The sequence below is a fragment of the Pelomonas candidula genome (assembly GCF_043555985.1).
In the GTDB taxonomy this organism is placed as follows: Bacteria; Pseudomonadota; Gammaproteobacteria; order Burkholderiales; family Burkholderiaceae_C; genus Pelomonas; species Pelomonas candidula.
The window spans coordinates 1-14,065 of record NZ_JBIGIC010000011.1 but is presented as its reverse complement, the minus strand read 5'-3'; the positions used below and the strand labels follow the sequence as shown (position 1 = coordinate 14,065).

Below are 14,065 nucleotides of genomic sequence, written 5' to 3'. Positions count from 1 at the left end.
CGACTTACCCGCGTTCACCCGGCCGGGTGTCAGTCCGTCGCCACCGAGTGACGCACTCCTACAAGTCCCCCCGGCAGCGGCTCCGAGGATCACACCAGCGACAGCTCGTGTCGCTTCCGATGAACGAAGTAGGAAGTACCCATGACCAAGACCGCATTCACCCTCGCCGCCCTCGCACTGGCCGCTAGCGCCGTGCATGCCCAGACCGGCAACTCGAGCAACCAGCCCGGCGTCTACGGGCTGCTGGGCGTCGGCCAAGGCCACCTGAACGCCGACTGCACCGGCGTGCAGGCCTGCGACCGCAACGCCACCGGTGGCAAGGCGCTGCTGGGCTACTCGTTTGGCAACGGCTTCGCGCTGGAAGGCGGCTATGCCAACTTCGGACGCTTTCACGCATCGCAGGGCGCCATCGGCCTGAACGCACGGCCTGAAGCACTATCGCTCGGTGGCGCCTACACCGCGGCCCTGTCGCCCGACTGGGGCCTGACCGGCCGCCTGGGTGTGGCCCGCGTGCGCACCAAGATCGGCGCCGATGTCGGCACGCTCAGCGGGTCCGACAGCGAGAGCAAGACCCAGCCCATCGTCGGCTTGGCCGTGAACTACGCGCTGACGCCGTCGGCCCGCATCGAGCTCGGCGTGGACGCGACCCGCGCGCAATACCAAGGCGAGCACACCAACGTTCGCATGGTGACGCTGGGCGCACGCATGGCGTTCTGAGGCCCCGTGCCGCAGCCAGAGCCAGAGCCGCCACGAGCGGCTCTCGTCGTTTCTACACTGGCGGGCATGGACTTCGCCCCCTTGATCAAGGAAATCGGCCGCGGCACCCGTGGTGCCCGTGACCTCACACGTGACCAAGCCGAGCAGCTCTTCGGCCAGATGCTGGACGGCGCCGTGCCCGACATCGAGCTCGGCGCCATCCTCGTCGCGATGCGCATCAAGGGCGAGAGTGCCGACGAGGTGGCCGGCTTCCTGGCGGCGATGCAGACGCGCACCGCCGCGCTGAAGGCCCCCGCAGGCCCGCGCACGGTGCTGCTGCCCAGCTTCAACGGCGCCCGCAAGCAGGCCAACCTGATGCCGCTGGTGGCGCTGCTGCTGGCCCGCGAGGGCGTGCCGGTGCTGGTCTTCGGCCGGCACGACTTCGACAGTCGCCACAGCCCCTTCGAGCTGCTGGACGCGCTCGACCTGCACGCCAGCCCCTCGCTGGCCGACGCCGAACAGCGCCTGGCGACCGACAGGCTGGCCGTGCTGCCTTTGCAAATGCTCAACCCTGGCTTGAACGCACTGATGGCGCTGCGCCCGCGCCTGGGCCTGCGCAACAGCTCGCACAGCCTCGCCAAGCTGCTGGACCCCTTCCCCGCCGGCCGCGGCGTGCGGGTGGTGGCCGTGACGCACCCGGAGTACCTGGACAGCATGTCCAACGCCCTGCCCGGCCTGACGGCGGGCGGCGGCCGCGCGCTGCTGATGCGCGCCAGCGAGGGCGAGGCCTACGCCCACCTGCGACGCAAGTCACACCTGATCGGCTTCCAGGACGGCCAGACCGCGCCGCTGCACGCGGCGGACACCGCCGATCTGGACTGGCCGCTGTCCCCGGCCTGCGAGCCGGGCGACAATGCCCGGCTGATCCGCGCGATGCTGGACGGCACCGAACCCGTGCCCCCGCGCATTGCCGAACAGGTCGCCGTGCTGAAGCTCCTCGCCACAAACTGAGGTTGCTTATTCAGCCTGGGCATATGGCCCCAAGAATTAAGTAGTTCTGCGGCACTGCAACATTCCCTAGAGTCGCGCCCTCAGGCGTCATGGGGTCGCCGCTGGAGTTTTTCGGGTGCTGGACTGGATTGCGATCGCGAGTGGAGGGGGCGTCGGCCTGATCGTCGGTATCACCGGCGTGGGCGGCGGCTCGCTGATGACGCCGCTGCTGCTGTCCGTCTTCAAGCTCAACCCCGCGGTCGCCATCGGTACCGACCTCTGGTTCGCCTGCCTGACCAAGATGAGCGGCTCGGTCGCGCACGCCCGCCACGGCCACGTGAACTGGGTCGTCGTGCGCCGCCTGCTGGCCGGCTCGGTGCCCGCCTCCATCGCCACCATCGCGCTGATGCACCTGAGCGGCGTCACCAAGGGCTGGGCGTCGGCGCTGACGTTCTCGCTGGGCATCGCGCTGCTGCTGACGGCCGTCGTTGTCGCGTTCAAGGCCAGCTGGCAGGCGCTGGGCCTGCGGCTGGAGCGCTGGATTCCCGAGTCGCGCAAGCCGTGGCTGACCATCGCCAGCGGCCTGATCCTCGGCGTGCTGGTGTCGCTGTCGTCCATCGGCGCCGGTGCCATCGGCGCGACGCTGATCCTGCTGATCTACCCCCGCATGAAGGCCCGCGACATCGTGGGCACCGACATTGCCCATGCCGTGCCGCTGACGCTCGTCGCCGGCATCGGCCATGCGAGCCTGGGCAACGTGAACTGGGCGCTGCTGGCGTCCCTTTTGATCGGCTCCCTGCCCGGCATCTGGCTGGGCGCCCAATTGACCCGCCGCCTGCCGGACGGCGTCGTGCGCAGCCTGCTGTGCGCGTCGCTGCTGATGGCCGGCTGGAAAGTGATCCACTAAAGACTGTCTCTCGATGTACCAATACACCGACTTCGACCGCCGCTTCGTCCACGCCCGCGCCGCGCAGTACCGCGACCAGCTCGAGCGCCACCTCGCCGGCACGCTGGGCACGGACGAGTTCCGCGCGCTGCGCCTGCAGAACGGCTGGTACATCCAGCGCCATGCGCCGATGCTGCGCGTGGCCGTGCCCTACGGCGAGCTGTCCTCGCGCCAGTTGCGCCAGCTCGCCAAGATCGCCCGCGAGTACGACCGCCAGCCCGACGGCCCGTTCGCCGGCCAGGGCGGCTACGGCCACTTCACGACACGCCAGAACCTGCAATACAACTGGATTCCGCTCGTGAAGAGCGCCGACGTGATGGACCTGCTGGCCGAGGTCGACATGCACGGCATCCAGACCAGTGGCAACTGCATCCGCAACATCACCAGCGACGCCTTCGTCGGCATCGCGCCCGACGAGATCGTCGACGCCCGCCCCTACGCCGAGGTGCTGCGCCAGTGGAGCACGCTGCATCCCGAGTTCGCCCACCTGCCGCGCAAGTTCAAGATCGCCATCTCGGGCGCTACCGAGGACCGTGCGGCCATCGGCTGGCACGACATCGGCCTGCAGCTGAAGAAGAACGCCGCGGGCGAGGTCGGCTTCCAGGTCTTCGTCGGTGGCGGCATGGGCCGCACGCCCATCCCGGGTGTCGAGATCAACCCGTTCGTGCCGTGGCACCTGATCCTCGTCTACATCGAGGCCATCGTGCGCGTCTACAACCTCGCCGGCCGCCGTGACAACCTGTACAAGGCCCGCATCAAGATCCTCGTCAAGGCCGAAGGCCAGAAGTTCTTCGACGCCGTCAACGAGGAGTTCCAGCGCATCCTGGCCGATGACCCGGCCGGCCACGAGCAGGTGATTCCGCAGGCCGAGCTGGACCGCGTGGCCGCCTGCTTCGTCGACCCCGCCGGCGTGAAGCCCGAAGCCCCCGCGCAGCTGGACACCAGCGACCCGGCCTTCGCGCGTTGGCTCTCGCGCAACGTGCACGGCCACCGCGTCAGCGGCTACCGCGCCGTCACGCTCAGCCTCAAGCGCGTGGGCATCGCCCCGGGAGACACCAGCGCCGACGTGATGGACACCGCCGCCGCGCTGGCCGAGCGTTTCAGCCACGGCGAGCTGCGCGTGTCGCACCGCCAGAACCTCGTGCTGCCCTGGGTGCGAGAGGCCGACCTGCCCGAGCTGTTCCAGGCCGCACGCGCCGCCGGTTTCGCCACGCCCAACGCCGGCCTGCTGACCGACCAGATCGCCTGCCCCGGCGGCGACTTCTGCGCACTGGCCAACGCCCGCTCGCTGCCGCTGGCCGCCGAGATCGCCGAGCGCTACCAGGACATCGACGAGCTCGAGGACCTGGGCGAGATCGACCTGCACATCAGCGGCTGCATCAACTCCTGCGGCCACCACCACAGCGGCCACATCGGCGTGCTGGGCGTCGACAAGGACGGCACCGAGTGGTACCAGCTGACGCTGGGCGGCGGTGATGGCACCCAACTCGCCGGCGCCACCGTGGCCGGCAAGGTCGTCGGCCCCAGCTTCGCGGCCGACGAGATCGCCGACGCCATCGACGCCGTCATCGAGACCTTCACGCGCGAACGCTTGGCCGGTGAACACTTCATCGACGCCGTGAAGCGCCTGGGTCTCGACCCCTTCAAGACCGCCGCCAACGCCGTGCGCGTTTCGACTGCCAAGGCTCAAGCATGAAGTTCATCAACGCCACCACCTGCCCCTGGAAGCACGCCATCGGCGAGGACGGCCCCAAGCCCGATCCCGATCCTGCAGCCAACCGCCTGCTGACCCTGGAGCAGTGGCACGCCGTGCGCGCCCACTGGCCGCAGGACGTGCCCGTCGCCATCGAGTTCCCGAACGACGCCGACATCAACCAGCTTGCGGCTGACCTGCCGCGCATCGCGCTGATCGTGCTGGACTTCCCGAAGTGGACCGATGGCCGCGCCTACAGCCAGGCCCACCTGCTGCGCATCCGCCACCAGTTCAAGGGTGCCATCCGCGCCCGCGGCGAGGTGCTCGTGGACATGATGCAGTTGCTGGCCCGCACCGGCTTCGACGAAGTCGTCATGCGCGGCGACCAGTCGCAGGCCGCGGCGCAGAAGGCGCTGGACCTGTTCGCGCCCGTCGGCTTCTACCAGGGCGACGTGGCCGAGACGCGCCCGTGGTTCCTGAGGAGTGCGGCATGAGCGAGGTGAGCGCCCTGCCCTGGGCGGCGGCGCCTGCCGTCGGCAACGCCATCGGGCTCTACGCCAAGTGGACGCTGGCGCTGGACGCCAAGATCGAGGCCGCACTGCAACGCCTGCGCGACGCCAACATCGCGCATGGCGATGGCCTCGTGCAGAGCAGCAGCCTGGGCGTGGAGGACATGGTCATCACCGACCTGATCTCCCGCACCGGCCTGCCCGTCCACATCTCGACGCTGGACACCGGCAAGCTGCACGCCGAGACGCTGGGCCTGCTGCCGCAGATCAAGGCCCGCTACGGCTTCGACGTCGAAGTGTTCACGCCCGTCGCCGAGGCCGTCATCCAGTTCGTCGCCCGCGAGGGCCAGGACGCGATGTACAAGAGCATCGATCTGCGCAAGGCCTGCTGCGGCGTGCGCAAGATGGAGCCGCTGGGCCGCATGCTGAAGGGCCGCACGGCCTGGATCACCGGCTTGCGCCGCGAGCAGAGCGGCGCCCGTGGTGATGTTGCGTTTGACGAAGACGACGGCAACGGCCGCCGCAAGATCAGCCCCATCGCCGACTGGACCTGGGCGGAAGTCTGGGCCTACGTTCAAAAGTACGAGGTCCCCTACAACCCGCTGCATGACCAGTTCATGCCCAGCATCGGTTGCGCGCCCTGCACGCGCGCCATCGCCGTCGGCGAGGACTTCCGCGCCGGCCGCTGGTGGTGGGAAGACTCATCGAAAGAGTGCGGCCTGCACGCCAAATCATGAATGCTGCTGTGAAACCTGAACAACTCATCGCCGACGTCGACCACGCGCATCTGGATGCGCTGGAAGAAGAGGCCATCTTCATCCTGCGCGAGGTCGCTGCCAGTTTCGAGCGCCCCGCGCTGCTGTTCTCGGGCGGCAAGGACTCCTGCGTCGTGCTGCGCCTGGCCGAGAAGGCGTTCAAGATGAAGAACGCCGCGCACCCGAGCGGCTACTCGGGCTCGCTGCCCTTCCCGCTGGTGCACATCGACACGGGCCACAACTTCCCCGAGGTCATCACCTTCCGTGATCAGCGCGTCGCCGAGATGGGCGAGCGCCTGATCGTCGGGCACCTCGAAGACAGCATGGCCAAGGGCACCATCCGCCTGAGCCACCCGCTGGAAAGCCGCAACGGCCACCAGACGGTCACGCTGCTGGAGACCATCGAGGAGCACAAGTTCGACGCGCTCATCGGCGGCGCCCGCCGCGACGAGGAGAAGGCGCGCGCCAAGGAGCGCATCTTCAGCCACCGCGACAGCTTCGGCCAATGGCAGCCCAAGGAGCAGCGCCCCGAGCTGTGGACGCTGTTCAACACGCGCATCCGCCCGGGCGAGCATTTCCGCTGCTTCCCCATCAGCAACTGGACCGAGCTGGACGTGTGGCTCTACATCGCTCGCGAGAACATCCCGCTGCCGCAGATGTACTTCGCGCACCAGCGCCAGGTCATCCGCCGCAAGGGCCTGCTGGTGCCGTTGACCGACGTCACACCGCCGGAAGAAGGCGAAACCGTCGAGACCGCCACCGTGCGTTTCCGCACCGTTGGCGACATGACCTGCACCTGCCCGGTCGAGAGCCCCGCCGCCAACGCGAGCGAGGTCGTGGCCGAGACGCTGACCGTGACGGTGAGCGAACGCGGCGCCACCCGCATGGACGACCGCACCAGTGAAGCTTCCATGGAGAAGCGCAAGAAGGAAGGGTATTTCTGATGAAGGCGCTGCGATTCCTCACCGCCGGCTCCGTCGACGACGGCAAGTCCACGCTGATCGGCCGCCTGCTGTTCGACGGCCAGGCCATCCTCGCCGACCAGCTCGACACGCTGGAGCGCCGCGCCGCCGGCCGCCCCATCGACCTGAGCCTGCTGACCGACGGCCTCGAAGCCGAGCGCGAGCAAGGCATCACCATCGACGTGGCCTACCGCTACTTCGCGACCAAGACGCGCAAGTTCATCATTGCCGACGCCCCTGGCCATGAGCAGTACACGCGCAACATGGTCACGGCCGCCGCCGGCAGCGACGCCGCCGTCGTGCTGGTGGACATCACCAAGCTGAACCTGAACGAAGCCGAGGTCACGCTGCTGCCGCAGACCCGCCGCCACTCGCTGCTGGCCCAGTTGCTGCGTGTGCCCAGCATCGTCTTCGCCGTCAACAAGATCGACGCGCTGGACGACGCTGGCGCCGGCTTTGCCAAGGTCAAGACGGCACTGGACAAGTTCGCCGCCGCCGCGGGCCTGAACGTGGCCGCCACGGTGCCCGTCAGCGCGCTGCGCGGCGACAACGTGACCCAGCCGCTGGACGCGCCCTGGTGGAACGGCGAGAGCCTGCTGCAGGTGCTGGAGCGCCTGCCCACCAGCAGCGAGCGCACCGACGCACCGCTGTCGCTGCCCGTGCAGTACGTGCAGAAGAACGCGCACCAGTCCGAAGGCACCGGCTTCCAGCCGCGCGTGCTGTGGGGCCGCATCGCCCACGGCGCCGTGAAGGCCGGCGACACCATCGAGGTGCTGCCGTCCAAGCAGACCGCCGTCGTCGCCGAAGTGCGCCTGGCCGGCGAGACCGTGGACAGCGCCGCCGCCGGCGACTCGGCCGGCCTGGTGCTGGACCGCCAGCTGGATGTGAGCCGCGGCGACTGGATCGTCACGCCTGGCTCGGCCTCGCAGACCAAGACCTTCCCGGCCACGCTGGCCTGGCTGGACACCGAAGCCGCCAAGCCCGGCCGCAAGTACTGGGTGCGCCACGGCAACCGCTGGGTGCAGGCGCGCATCTCGGCCATCAAGTCGGTGCTGGACATCAACACGCTGCAGCCGCAGGACGCGCACGAACTGCCCGTCAACACCATCGGCCGCGTGCAGATGGAAGTGCAGCATGAGCTGCCGGTCGAGCCGTTCAAGGACAACCGCGTCGGCGGCGCGCTGATCGTGGTCGACCCCGCCAGCCACCGCACCAGCGGCGCGCTGCTGGTGGACGTGCAGGCTGCTCCGGTCGAAGAGGCCTGGTGATGGGCCTGGGCCGTGAGGATGGGAACACGCAGCCGACCGGCCGCGTGATCTTCGTCAGCGCCGGCCCCGGCGCGGCGGACCTCATCACGGTTCGCGGCGCCCGCGCGCTGGCCACGGCCGACATCGTGCTGGCCGACGCCCTTGCCGACCCTGCGCTGCAGGATCTCGCGCCCAATGCCCGCTGGACCTACGTCGGCAAGCGTGGCTTCGAGCACTCGGCCAAGCAGGCCGAGATCAACGCGTTACTGGTTCAGGCTGCCCGCGAACACGCCGTCGTCGTTCGGCTCAAAGGCGGCGACGCCAGCATCTTCGGCAGGCTCGAAGAGGAACTGCAGGCCCTGGCCGATGCCGGCATCGCCAGCGAAATCATCCCCGGTGTCACCGCCGCCTCGGCCGCTGCCGCGCTGACCCAGCGGCCACTCACCCGCCGCGGCCGCGGCCGCAACGTCAGCCTCACGACGGCCATGACAGCCGAGGGCGAGCTGCGTGCGGCACTGTCGGCCGACACCGAAGTCTTCTACATGGCCGGCCGCCAGCTCGACACGCTGGGCCCCAAGCTCATCACCGCCGGCTGGGCCGCGGACACGCCCGCGCTGGTCGTCAGCCGCGCCGGCTGCGCCGACGCGCTGACCAGCGAACACCTGCTGGCCGACCTCGCCGACGCGGCCCCATTGCACGGCGGCCGCCCCGCCGTTCTCATCGTCGGCACGGGCGCCCTGCCGGCGTCCAATAAAATCGCTGTTTCGCCTGAACAGGCACCCCTTACCTCCCAGAGCCGCACATGACCCACGTCGTCACCGAAGCCTGCATCCGCTGCAAATACACCGACTGCGTCGACGTCTGCCCGGTCGACTGCTTCCGCGAAGGCCCGAACTTCCTCACCATCGACCCCGACGAGTGCATCGACTGCGCCGTCTGCATCCCCGAATGCCCGGTCAATGCGATCCTGCCGGAGGAAGACGTGCCCGGCGATCAGATCCACATGATCAAGATCAACGCGGACCTGGCCAAGAAGTGGCCCAGCATCACCAAGCGCAAGCCCGCCCTGCCCGACGCCGAGGAGTGGAAGGACAAGACGGGCAAGCTGCCCGAACTGATCCGCTGAGCCCTTCTTCTCCATGCCGGCAGCCGCTATCCGCCCCGACGCCATCACGACCGACGCCGTCATCGTCGGTGCCGGGCCGGTCGGCCTGTTCCAGGTCTTCGAGCTGGGCCTGCTGGAGATCAAGGCGCACATCATCGATAGCCTGGCCTACCCCGGTGGCCAGTGCATCGAGCTGTACCCCGACAAGCCCATCTACGACATCCCGGCCGTGCCCATGTGCACCGGCAAGGAGTTGACGGACAGCCTGCTCAAGCAGATCGAGCCCTTCGGCGCGACCTTTCACCTGGGCCAGGAAGTCACGCAGGTGCAGAAGCTGGAAGATGGCGGCTTCGTTGTCGAGACCAGCAAGGGCACGCAGTTCGTCACCAGGACGGTCTTCATCGCCGGCGGCGTGGGCTCGTTCCAGCCGCGCACGCTGAAGGTCGAAGGCGTCGAGCCCTACGAGGGCACGCAGGTCCACTACCGCGTCAAGGGCCCCGAGCAGTTCGCCGGCAAGAACCTGCTCATCATCGGCGGCGGCGACTCGGCGCTGGACTGGGCGCTGAACTTCTGCGCCGCCCACGCCGACGGCAACCCGCACAAGGCCGAGAGCGTCATCCTCGTGCACCGCCGCGATGGCTTCCGGGCCGCGCCGGCCAGCGTCGCCAAGATGCGCGAGCTGTGCGAGGCGCAGGAGATGCAGTTCGTCGTCGGCCAGACGGTCGGCATCGAGGAACGCGACGGTCAGCTCACGGGCCTGAAGATCGCCGGCAACGACGGCATCACGCGCGTCGTGCCCTGCGACCAGGTGCTGGCCTTCTTCGGCCTGTCGCCCAAGCTCGGCCCGATTGCCGAATGGGGCCTCGCGCTGGAGCGCAAGCAGATCGTCGTCGACACCGAGAAGTTCGAGACCAGCGTGCCGGGCATCTTCGCCGTCGGCGACGTGAACACCTACCCGGGCAAGAAGAAGCTCATCCTGAGCGGCTTCCACGAGGCCGCGCTGGCCGCCTTCGGCGCCGCGCCCTACGTCTTCCCGGACAAGCGCGTGCACCTGCAGTACACGACGACGAGCCCCAAGCTGCACAAGGTGCTGGGCGTCGAATCCCCCGTCTTCGACTGACGGGATTGGGCTTGCGAAATGACGCCACAGCGGCGTTGCGCGGGCCTGCCGTGGCGATGCCACTGTCTGCGCCCGTGCGCCTTGCTGTGACGCCATTGCGCAAGCCTGGCAACGGCCACGAATAGAATCCCGCTGCGCGTCGCTTCATGCGGCGCGTCTTCGCTAGGGGTGTTGATGGCCTGGCGCCATCGACTGAGACAGTCCCTTTGAACCTGATTGAGGTAATCCTCGCGCAGGGAAGCAGCCGAATCGCAGCCCCTCCTCTCCCGTCTCCGAGGGCCTGACGTCTTCAGTGTTTGCCGACCTGCCATCGCTTCGCATTCCGATGGCACGCACTTCTCTCTCCCTCATCGCCACGGCGGCCGCCCTGCTGGCCGCCGGCCTCGCATCCGCCCAGACCCTGCCCGCCGTCACCGTGACCGGCAAGGCCATCGAGGCCGCCCCCAGCCTGAGCGGCTTCACCGATCCGCCGGCCAAGCTGCCCATGCAGGCGCTGAGCCTGTCCGCCGAACGGCTGGACGACCTCGGCATCACGCAGTTCTCGGGCATCACCCGGCTCGACGCCTCCGTTTCCGATGCCTACAACGCCACCGGCTACTGGTCGCAGTTGAAGGTGCGCGGCTTCGACCTCGACAACCGCTACAACATCCGCCGCGACGGCCTGCCGGTCAGCGGCGAGACGGCGCTGACGCTGGCCAACAAGTCCGCCATCGAGGTGCTCAAGGGCAGCTCCGGCATCCAGGCCGGCACCAGCTCGCCGGCCGGCCTGCTCAACCTCGTCGTCAAGCGGCCGCTGGCCGATGACGCCACCACGCTGGCGGTCGGCGTCGTCCAGAACGGCACCGTGGAGGCCAGCATCGACCACTCGCAGCGCTTCGGCGCGAACCGCGAGTTCGGCCTGCGCGTCAATCTCGCAGCGGCCCGGCTCGACCCCGAACTGCGCAACAGCAAGGGCAACTCCCACACGCTGGCCGTCGCCACCGACTGGCGCGTCAGCGCCGACACCCTCGTCGAAGCCGAGGTCGAATTCAGCCACCAGGCCCAGCCCAGCCAGCAAGGCTTCAGCCTGCTGGGCAACCAGCTGCCCGACGCGAAGACCATCGACCCCAAGCTCAACCTGAACAACCAGCCGTGGAGCCAACCCGTCGTGTTCGACAACACGCACGCGTCGCTGCGCGTGCAGCAGAAACTGGGCAACGACTGGCGCGCCCAGGCCAGCCTCGGCATCCAGCGCCTGCGCACCGACGACCGCCTGGCCTACGCCTTCGGCTGCACGGCCGCCGACGGCACCACCTACTACGCCTCCAGCTTCTGCCCCGACGGCACCTACGACCTCTACGACTACCGCAGCGAGAACGAGCATCGCGACACGACGTCACTCGACGTCTCGGCCAGCGGCCCAGTGCAGCTCGCAGGCATGCGCCATGACCTCACCGTCGGCGGCCTGACGAGCCGGTTCAAGAGCCGCTTCCAGGGCCAGGCCTACAACCCGGCGGGCACCGGCAACATCGACGGAAGCGCCGTCACGGCGCCCCAGCCCGAGCTGACCGGCACGAACACCAACCGCGACGAGCGCAGCAACGAGCTCTACCTGCGCGACCGTGTGGCGCTGGGCGCCGACACCAGCGCCTGGCTGGGCCTGCGCCACACCCGCCTGCACCGCGAGAGCGTGCAGACGGACGGCGAGGAGGCCACCAACTACTCGCAAGACCTCACGACGCCTTGGGTCGCGCTCAGCCACGCCATCGCCGCCGACTGGCTGGTCTACGCGAGCTGGGGCCAGGGCGTCGAGAGCGAGGTCGTGCCCAACCTGCCGATGTACGCCAACCATGGCCAGGCACTGCCGGCGCTCAAGAGCCGCCAGACCGAAATCGGCCTCAAGACCGGCACGCAGCGCGTCGAAGGCTCGCTGACCGTCTTCGACATCCGCCGCCCGACCTACAGCGACATCCCGCTGCCCGGCTTCACGGAATGCAGCGACAAGGACAGCTGCGAGCGCCGCATCGACGGCACCGCCCACCACCGCGGCATCGAGGCCAGCGCCGACCTGAAGTGGAGCGGTGGCGGCCTGTTCGCCAGCGCCACGCGGCTGCGCGCCCGCCGCGAAGGCAGCAGCAACGCCGGCCTCAACGGCCTCGTGCCGCCCAACGTGCCGCAGACGACGATCAAGGCGCAGTTCCGCCAGGACCTGCTGCCGGGCCTGCAGGCGCAGTTCGGCCTGCAGTACGAAGGCCGGCGCTACGCCACGCCTGACAACAGCGTCCCCGTGCCTGCCTGGACGGTCGCCGACGCCGGCCTGCGCTACATGCAGGGCGTAGGCAGCCAGACCTGGATCTGGCGCGCCGCCGTCGACAACCTCGCCAACCGCCGCGCCTGGCGCGAGTCGCCCTGGCAGTACGAACACAGCTACCTCTACCCCCTCGCGCCGCGGACTTTGCGCGCAAGTCTGGAGGTTCGGCTCTGAGAGCCTGAAAAAGCTGCTATAGTCATGGGCTCTGTTCCTCGATAGCTCAGTCGGTAGAGCGCCGGACTGTTAATCCGTAGGTCCCTGGTTCGAGCCCAGGTCGGGGAGCCACAGAATTGCATCGCAAGATGCCAAGACGCATGACGCAACCGCTTGTCATGCCGACATAGAAATCCATTCCTCGATAGCTCAGTCGGTAGAGCGCCGGACTGTTAATCCGTAGGTCCCTGGTTCGAGCCCAGGTCGGGGAGCCATTCAAGAAGCCTCACATGCGAAAGCGTGTGGGGCTTTTTCTTTGGCCGTTCCGGTTGGTGTCGTCTCCGACATCTGCCTAAGCGAGCCGCTCATCTCACCGCACGCTGCCCAGCAGGCAATCGCTACCATCCATGTTGATTCCCACGTCATCCTGACCCACCGTTTCCATCCAATCCTGACCCACCCTTGTTCGAGCCTCTCGGGCTCAGGTTGTGGGTAACTTCCTCGGTTTGGACTCCTTCTTGGTGGTGGGTTGAGCTGAGCTGTTCTTGAACCGGTAGCTGTCGTTGCCGGTTTCAAGGATATGGCAGTGATGCGTGAGCCGGTCCAGCAGGGCCGTGGTCATCTTGGCGTCGCCGAAGACGCTGGCCCATTCGCTGAAGCTCAGGTTCGTCGTGATGACGACGCTGGTGCGCTCGTAGAGCTTGCTCAGCAGGTGGAACAGCAGCGCGCCGCCCGACGCGCTGAAGGGCAAGTAGCCCAGCTCGTCGAGCACGACCATGTCCATGTGGGCCAGCCGGTGCGCCATCTGCCCGGTCTTGTTGCAGACCTTCTCCTGTTCGAGCTGGTTGACCAGCTCGACCGTAGAGAAGAACCGCACACGCCGCCTGTGATGCTCCAGCGCCTGCACGCCGATGGCCGTGGCCAGGTGGGTCTTGCCCGTGCCAGGCCCGCCGACGAGCACGACGTTCTCGGCGCGGTCCATGAACTCGCCGAGGTGCAGTTGCCGCACCAGCGCTTCGTTGACCTCGCTGTGCGCGAACTCGAAGCCGGCCAGGTCGCGGTAGACCGGGAAGCGCGCCTGCTTGAGCTGGTAGGCCACGGCGCGCACCTCGCGCTCGGCGGTCTCGGCCTTGAGCAGTTGCGCCAGCAGCGGCTGCGCAGCCTCGAAGGCCGGTGCGCCTTGCTCGGCCAACTCGCCCACCGCGTGGGCCATGCCGAACATCTTCAGCTCGGGCAGTGCCACGACGAGCGCGTTGATCTTGGTGTCACGCATGGCGCACCTTCCTTTCATTGCGCAGGTCGTCGTAGCGCGTCACGTTGGCTTGGGGTTCGGTCGTCAGGCGCAGGGCCTGTGGTGCGTCCACCGGCGGTGGATCGGCCTTGCCATCGAGCAGACGGTGCAGCACGTTGATGACGTACATCTTGGTCGGCACGCCGACCTCCAGCGCAAGTTCCACGGCGGCCAGCACTGACTGCTCCTCGTGGTGCAGCACCAGCGCCAGCACCTCCACCATCTCGCGGTCCCCGCCTGGCTTCTTGAGCAGCTCGGTCTGCAGCTTCTTGAAGGCCACCGGCAGCTCGGTGAACGGCGCGCCGTTG

13 protein-coding genes, 2 tRNA genes, 1 pseudogene and 1 riboswitch are annotated in these 14,065 nt (G+C 68.3%); of the genes and pseudogenes, 14 read left to right on the top strand and 2 right to left on the bottom strand.

What is annotated here, in order from left to right:
* Positions 1 to 141: 141 nt before the first annotated feature.
* The 14 genes from ACG04R_RS20220 (at position 142) to ACG04R_RS20155 (ending at position 12,741) form a co-directional block, all read left to right on the top strand.
* Complete coding sequence (locus ACG04R_RS20220; RefSeq protein ID WP_394415058.1) at positions 142 to 717, top strand: outer membrane beta-barrel protein; 576 nt, start codon at positions 142 to 144, stop codon at positions 715 to 717.
* Between the two features lie 66 nt (positions 718 to 783).
* Positions 784 to 1,707 (top strand): DNA-binding protein YbiB, encoded by a 924-nt coding sequence (gene ybiB, locus ACG04R_RS20215; RefSeq protein WP_394415055.1) that lies wholly within the window; start codon positions 784 to 786, stop codon positions 1,705 to 1,707.
* 118 nt (positions 1,708 to 1,825) lie between these two features.
* The gene (locus ACG04R_RS20210; protein WP_394415488.1) at positions 1,826 to 2,593 is read left to right on the top strand and encodes a sulfite exporter TauE/SafE family protein; all 768 of its coding nucleotides are present in this window, start codon (positions 1,826 to 1,828) and stop codon (positions 2,591 to 2,593) included.
* Between the two features lie 13 nt (positions 2,594 to 2,606).
* Positions 2,607 to 4,328 carry a nitrite/sulfite reductase gene (locus tag ACG04R_RS20205; RefSeq protein WP_394415052.1) on the top strand — a complete coding sequence of 574 codons (1,722 nt, stop codon included), beginning with the start codon at positions 2,607 to 2,609 and terminating at the stop codon, positions 4,326 to 4,328.
* Positions 4,325 to 4,819, top strand: coding sequence for a DUF934 domain-containing protein (locus ACG04R_RS20200; RefSeq protein WP_394415049.1), 495 nt, complete (start codon positions 4,325 to 4,327; stop codon positions 4,817 to 4,819). Before ACG04R_RS20205 ends, ACG04R_RS20200 begins: the two co-directional genes overlap by 4 nt.
* Complete coding sequence (locus ACG04R_RS20195) at positions 4,816 to 5,571, top strand: phosphoadenylyl-sulfate reductase (RefSeq protein WP_394415046.1); 756 nt, start codon at positions 4,816 to 4,818, stop codon at positions 5,569 to 5,571. Before ACG04R_RS20200 ends, ACG04R_RS20195 begins: the two co-directional genes overlap by 4 nt.
* On the top strand, positions 5,568 to 6,533 hold the full coding sequence (gene cysD / locus ACG04R_RS20190) for a sulfate adenylyltransferase subunit CysD (protein WP_394415043.1): 966 nt from the start codon (positions 5,568 to 5,570) through the stop codon (positions 6,531 to 6,533). The genes ACG04R_RS20195 and cysD overlap by 4 nt, the downstream gene beginning before the upstream one ends.
* Positions 6,533 to 7,819, top strand: coding sequence for a sulfate adenylyltransferase subunit 1 (locus tag ACG04R_RS20185; protein WP_394415041.1), 1,287 nt, complete (start codon positions 6,533 to 6,535; stop codon positions 7,817 to 7,819). The genes cysD and ACG04R_RS20185 overlap by 1 nt, the downstream gene beginning before the upstream one ends.
* Entirely contained in the window at positions 7,819 to 8,604 is a 786-nt protein-coding gene (cobA, locus tag ACG04R_RS20180; protein WP_394415038.1) for a uroporphyrinogen-III C-methyltransferase, read from the top strand. The genes ACG04R_RS20185 and cobA overlap by 1 nt, the downstream gene beginning before the upstream one ends.
* Positions 8,601 to 8,924: a ferredoxin FdxA gene (gene fdxA, locus ACG04R_RS20175; protein WP_394415035.1), complete on the top strand. Its 324-nt coding sequence runs from the start codon at positions 8,601 to 8,603 to the stop codon at positions 8,922 to 8,924. The genes cobA and fdxA overlap by 4 nt, the downstream gene beginning before the upstream one ends.
* A 13-nt stretch (positions 8,925 to 8,937) precedes the next feature.
* Positions 8,938 to 10,023 carry an NAD(P)/FAD-dependent oxidoreductase gene (locus ACG04R_RS20170; RefSeq protein WP_394415032.1) on the top strand — a complete coding sequence of 362 codons (1,086 nt, stop codon included), beginning with the start codon at positions 8,938 to 8,940 and terminating at the stop codon, positions 10,021 to 10,023.
* 154 nt (positions 10,024 to 10,177) lie between these two features.
* Positions 10,178 to 10,279: riboswitch (TPP riboswitch) on the top strand.
* 69 nt (positions 10,280 to 10,348) lie between these two features.
* Positions 10,349 to 12,487, top strand: a complete 2,139-nt coding sequence (locus ACG04R_RS20165) for a TonB-dependent siderophore receptor (protein WP_394415029.1) — start codon at positions 10,349 to 10,351, stop codon at positions 12,485 to 12,487.
* A gap of 35 nt (positions 12,488 to 12,522) precedes the next feature.
* Positions 12,523 to 12,598 (top strand) — tRNA-Asn (locus ACG04R_RS20160).
* 67 nt (positions 12,599 to 12,665) lie between these two features.
* Positions 12,666 to 12,741: transfer RNA gene (locus tag ACG04R_RS20155), tRNA-Asn, on the top strand.
* A 206-nt stretch (positions 12,742 to 12,947) separates the two neighbouring features.
* On the opposite strand, the gene istB is transcribed toward ACG04R_RS20155, so the two are convergent.
* Together istB and ACG04R_RS20145 are read right to left on the bottom strand one after the other, a co-directional pair.
* Complete coding sequence (gene istB, locus ACG04R_RS20150; protein ID WP_394415026.1) at positions 12,948 to 13,739, bottom strand: IS21-like element helper ATPase IstB; 792 nt, start codon at positions 13,737 to 13,739, stop codon at positions 12,948 to 12,950.
* Positions 13,732 to 14,065: pseudogene (locus ACG04R_RS20145) on the bottom strand (IS21 family transposase); the annotation flags it as partial. The gene istB and the pseudogene ACG04R_RS20145, both read right to left, overlap by 8 nt.

What these genes read in the sequence shown, in the direction of transcription:
- ACG04R_RS20220 (WP_394415058.1), top strand. Translation starts at nt 142, where the DNA reads ATGACCAAGACCGCATTCACCCTCGCCGCCCTCGCACTGGCCGCTAGC.
- ybiB (WP_394415055.1), top strand. Translation starts at nt 784, where the DNA reads ATGGACTTCGCCCCCTTGATCAAGGAAATCGGCCGCGGCACCCGTGGT.
- ACG04R_RS20205 (WP_394415052.1), top strand. Translation starts at nt 2,607, where the DNA reads ATGTACCAATACACCGACTTCGACCGCCGCTTCGTCCACGCCCGCGCC.
- ACG04R_RS20200 (WP_394415049.1), top strand. Translation starts at nt 4,325, where the DNA reads ATGAAGTTCATCAACGCCACCACCTGCCCCTGGAAGCACGCCATCGGC.
- ACG04R_RS20195 (WP_394415046.1), top strand. Translation starts at nt 4,816, where the DNA reads ATGAGCGAGGTGAGCGCCCTGCCCTGGGCGGCGGCGCCTGCCGTCGGC.
- cysD (WP_394415043.1), top strand. Translation starts at nt 5,568, where the DNA reads ATGAATGCTGCTGTGAAACCTGAACAACTCATCGCCGACGTCGACCAC.
- ACG04R_RS20185 (WP_394415041.1), top strand. Translation starts at nt 6,533, where the DNA reads ATGAAGGCGCTGCGATTCCTCACCGCCGGCTCCGTCGACGACGGCAAG.
- cobA (WP_394415038.1), top strand. Translation starts at nt 7,819, where the DNA reads ATGGGCCTGGGCCGTGAGGATGGGAACACGCAGCCGACCGGCCGCGTG.
- fdxA (WP_394415035.1), top strand. Translation starts at nt 8,601, where the DNA reads ATGACCCACGTCGTCACCGAAGCCTGCATCCGCTGCAAATACACCGAC.
- ACG04R_RS20170 (WP_394415032.1), top strand. Translation starts at nt 8,938, where the DNA reads ATGCCGGCAGCCGCTATCCGCCCCGACGCCATCACGACCGACGCCGTC.
- ACG04R_RS20165 (WP_394415029.1), top strand. Translation starts at nt 10,349, where the DNA reads ATGGCACGCACTTCTCTCTCCCTCATCGCCACGGCGGCCGCCCTGCTG.
- istB (WP_394415026.1), bottom strand. Translation starts at nt 13,739, where the DNA reads ATGCGTGACACCAAGATCAACGCGCTCGTCGTGGCACTGCCCGAGCTG.